This window comes from Mycobacterium sp. (assembly GCF_035623875.1).
GTDB lineage: Bacteria > Actinomycetota > Actinomycetes > Mycobacteriales > Mycobacteriaceae > Mycobacterium.
Genome location: NZ_DASPSP010000040.1, coordinates 1 through 4018, shown reverse-complemented (window position 1 = coordinate 4018; position 4018 = coordinate 1). Strand labels below are relative to the sequence as shown.

The window sequence follows — 4018 nt, the reverse complement described above, 5'->3', positions numbered from 1 at the left end:
GCGCTGGCTCACACGGTCTTTCGGTCACCACTGGCGGAGCCGAAAGTCCCGGATTACCGCTCGCCCGCCGTTGGTTCGCCCGCGGCCGGCGGGCACGGTCGCGTCTTGTCCGCAGGTGAATATTCCGGTATTGCGATGCCTGCCGCCTGGCTGACCTGCTATTTTGCCTGCATGGAGCCTGACGCGGCAGAGTCCGCGTTCACCCAGTTGGGCCAGCGCGGCCTGGTACGCCGCATGCACGAGCAGCTCGACGAGCTGTTGGCGGCTCGCGACCAGATGGAACAGCTGCTACGCGTCATCGTTGACATCGGCTCCAATCTGGAGAACCTCGACGTGACATTGCACGGCATCGTCAAAGCCGCGATGGAGCTAACCGGCGCCCGGTACGGGGCGCTGGGCGTCTACGGGTCCGGCGGCAGCCTGGCGTCATTCATCCAGGAGGGCATCGACGCCGACGCAGCCCGACGGCTCGGCGACCTGCCGATCAGCGAGCCGCTTCGTGTCGTCGATCTGGCCGCGTATCTGGGCGCGAGCGGCCTTACTGGGCAAGATCCGCCGATCAAGGCGTTTCTCAGTATCCCGATCAGCGTGCGAGGAGCCGTCTTCGGCAATCTCTATCTAGGCGACGACCGGCCAGATCGGGCGTTCACCGACTCTGAGGAGATCGCCGCGCGGGCATTGGCGTCGGCGGCGGCAGTCGCCATCGACAATGCGGGACTGTTCGAGCGACAACGCACATCGGCGAAGTGGATGAAGGCAAGCCGTGAGATCACCGCCGAGTTGTTGGCCGCCGGGCCGGCGACACGTCCGCTGCAGCTCATCGTGGACCGTGCGTTGGAGTTGACCGACGCCGAGCAAGCGATACTGCTCGTTCCCACTGAGCCGGAATTACCCGTCGACGACGTGGACACCCTTGTCGTTGCTGCCGCGGCAGGCCGATACGCCTCCCAAGTCATCGGTCATCGGGTACCGGTGGAGGGTTCTACCAGCGGCGGCGTCGTGCGCAGCGGCGAGCCGTTGATTACGAATTCGTTCCAGTATCCGATCGAGGGGTTTACTGACGTCGGCCAACGCTCGGCGTTCGTGATGCCGCTGCGTGCGGACGACACGGTCGTCGGGGCGATCGCCGTCGCCCGCTCCGAGCAGCAGCCGCCGTTCGACGACGACTACCTCGAACTCGTGAGTGATTTCGCCCGGCACGCGGCGATCGCGTTAGCGTTGGCGACCGGCCGCGAACACGCGCGTGAACTGGCGGTCCTCGCCGACCGCGAGCGAATTGCGCATGACCTGCACGACCATGTCATCCAGAAGCTTTTCGCGGCCGGTCTCGATATACAGAGCACCATCGCTCGTGCACGTTCGCCAGAGATCACCGACCGGCTGGCCGGCACGCTCGACGATCTTCAGGGCACGATCGACGACATCCGGGCGACGATCTTCAAACTGCAAAACCCCGTGAGAGAAAGCCCCGATTTTCGGCAGCGAATCCAGAACACGATTGCTGAGTTCACCGAAGACCGCGACATCGCCACCACGCTGGACATATCGGGAGACCTGAGAGTCGTGCCCGGCATACTCGCCGACCATGCCGAGGCCGTCATCACCGAAGCCGTCAGCAATGCCGTTCGCCATGCCGGGGCCAGCCACCTGACGGTGCGAATCTGCGCAGATGACCAGTTGACAGTCGAGGTCACCGACGACGGCCACGGCATCCCGCAGGACAATCTGCGCCGCAGCGGACTGGCCAACATGGAGCGACGGGCAGCGCAAGTCGGAGGCGGTTGCTCGGTTACCGCGGGACCTGAGGGCGGCACCCGGGTTTACTGGACCGCACCATTGTCCTGATCAGCACCGGTCAGCGAACCTCATCGAGGATTCGCGTTAGTCCCATGTTCCTCGATGTAGTGCATGAGGTCAGCGAGGGTCCGCAACGACGCATAATCCTTCTCGGGAATGTCGACGTGCAATCGCTTATGAATGCCGACCAAGAAGTTCAACCAATCCATAGAGTCCAAATCGACCTGATCACGCAGTAGTTCCTCGTCGCTGATCTCGGCTGGGTCCACTTCCGGGGCGATGGTTGTCAAGACTGACAAAACTTCGGCGCGAAGGCTTTTGACGCTCGTCATGGCGCTGTCATTTCTCCAGTTCATCGGGACGTTGGAGGAGCTCGTCGATGGCTGCGAGGAACAGGGCGCCGCGATGACCGTCGGAAGCGCGGTGGTCTGCTGCCAGAGTGGCGTGCGTAGTGGTGAGAACACGGATTCCGCCGTCCACCACGCAAACTCGTTGCGCCGGTTTGCCGAAGCCCACCAGCGCAACTTGAGGTGGATAGATCACTCCTAAGACGGCGTCCACCCCTTGGTCGCCGAGATTAGTCACAGTGATGGTGGGATCCGACATCTCCGAGCTGCGCAGCGAGCCTGCCCGTGCCCGCGCAACCAGATCCATCAAGTCGCTCATCAAATCATCGAGTTTCTTGCCGGCCACATCGTGGATGGCTGGTGCGACGAGACCGCCGCCGCGCAGCGAAATTGCCACCCCGACATGCACGTCGCCAGATGCGTTGAAAGTGTCGTCGCGCCAGAATCCACTGAATTCACCAAACCGCTGAGCCGCCAGCCCAACGGCTTTCAACTGCAGGACCGCCGGTAGTAGTCGCTCAGTGATCGGTCGTTGCGCGTTGCGAGCGGTCAGCCACGTCAGTGCTGTGTCCAGCTGAATTTCGTGCAATAGGTAGTAATGCGGGATCTCGCGCTTGGAGCGGCTCATCGCTGCTGCGATCGAGCGTCGCATCCCTGCGGCGCGATCCGCTGCAGTCAGCTTGGGTTGCGGCTGCTTCGCGGACGCGGCGGCGTGCTCAACGTCGTGAATGGTGACTGCGCCCTGCGGCCCGGTGCCGCTGACAGAGTTGACATCGATGCTGAGCGAATCCGCAAGGCGGCGCGCGGCGGGTGACACCCAACGCCGCCGGTGCGGCGCGGTTTTCGGGCCTGCTGCCGCCGGCGCCGGCGCGACAGCTACCGGGACGTGGGCGGGTTGCGGTTTGCCCGCCCGTCGGCCCGAGCGTCGAGGTTGCGCCGGTGCGGCTTCTCCGACTTCCAGCATCGTCGCCAATACCGTTCCCACCGCGACGGTTTCGCCGACGGGCACCAGCAACTCGTGGACGACACCTTCGTGCCAGCATTCGACTTCCACTGCAGCCTTGGTGGTTTCGACGATGGCGACGACCTGGCCTCGAGTCACCGTGTCACCGGGTTTGACCATCCACTCGTTGAGGGTCCCCTCGTCCATGTCCGCCCCGAGTGCGGGCATCGTGAACTCGATCATGAGCCGTTCCCGAGAAGGCTGTTCACGGCGGCGACTATCTTGTCCGGCTGCGGTAATGCCGCCTGTTCGAGGTGCTTGGCATATGGCATCGGTACCTCTGCGCTGCACACCCGGGCGGTCGGAGCATCAAGGTCGAAAAACGCGTCTTCGACGATTCGTGCGCTCACCTCTGCGGCCAGGCTGCCGGTACGCCAGGCTTCATCGACCACCACCGCGCGGTGGGTCTTACGCACCGACTCGAGGACCGTTTCCATGTCCAGCGGCCGCAGCACCCGCAGGTCGATGACCTCGCAGTCAATTCCTTGAAGGGATAATTCGTTTGCCGCATCCAACGCCTTGGGCAGTGACCCGCCATAGGTAATCACGGTGGCATCGGATCCGCTGCGGCGCACTGCCGCTCGCGCTATGTCGGTGGCGGTCAGCGCATCGACGTCGCTGGCGGTGTTGTAAAGCTGGACGTGTTCGAGGATCACCACCGGATCCGGGTCGGCCAGCGCGGAACCAAGCATGCCGTAGGCATCGGTGACCGTGGCCGGGGCGACGACCTTGATACCCGGGATGTGTGCATACCAGGGATCGAGGCTGTGCGAGTGCTGGGCCGCCAGCTGACGACCTGCCCCGGTCGCCATGCGGATAACCAGTGGCACCGAGAACTGACCGCCGGACATATGGCGCAGCGCCGCGGCGG

Annotated in this window: 4 protein-coding genes; 1 reads left to right on the top strand and 3 read right to left on the bottom strand. The window is 63.9% G+C overall.

Features of this window, described 5'->3' with window-relative positions; all coding sequences use genetic code 11:
• Positions 1-171: 171 nt before the first annotated feature.
• The gene (locus VEI45_RS03615; RefSeq protein ID WP_324850208.1) at positions 172-1845 is read left to right on the top strand and encodes a GAF domain-containing sensor histidine kinase; all 1674 of its coding nucleotides are present in this window, start codon (positions 172-174) and stop codon (positions 1843-1845) included.
• A gap of 20 nt (positions 1846-1865) precedes the next feature.
• Here VEI45_RS03615 and VEI45_RS03610 read toward each other — a convergent pair whose 3' ends face one another.
• The 3 genes from VEI45_RS03610 to VEI45_RS03600 all read right to left on the bottom strand — a co-directional run.
• Positions 1866-2129 carry an acyl carrier protein gene (locus VEI45_RS03610; RefSeq protein WP_324850207.1) on the bottom strand — a complete coding sequence of 88 codons (264 nt, stop codon included), beginning with the start codon at positions 2127-2129 and terminating at the stop codon, positions 1866-1868.
• Positions 2130-2136: 7 nt separating this feature from the next.
• On the bottom strand, positions 2137-3330 hold the full coding sequence (locus VEI45_RS03605; protein WP_324850205.1) for a dihydrolipoamide acetyltransferase family protein: 1194 nt from the start codon (positions 3328-3330) through the stop codon (positions 2137-2139).
• Positions 3327-4018: alpha-ketoacid dehydrogenase subunit beta (locus VEI45_RS03600; protein ID WP_324850203.1), on the bottom strand; the 692-nt coding region annotated here is incomplete at its 5' end. The genes VEI45_RS03605 and VEI45_RS03600, both read right to left, overlap by 4 nt.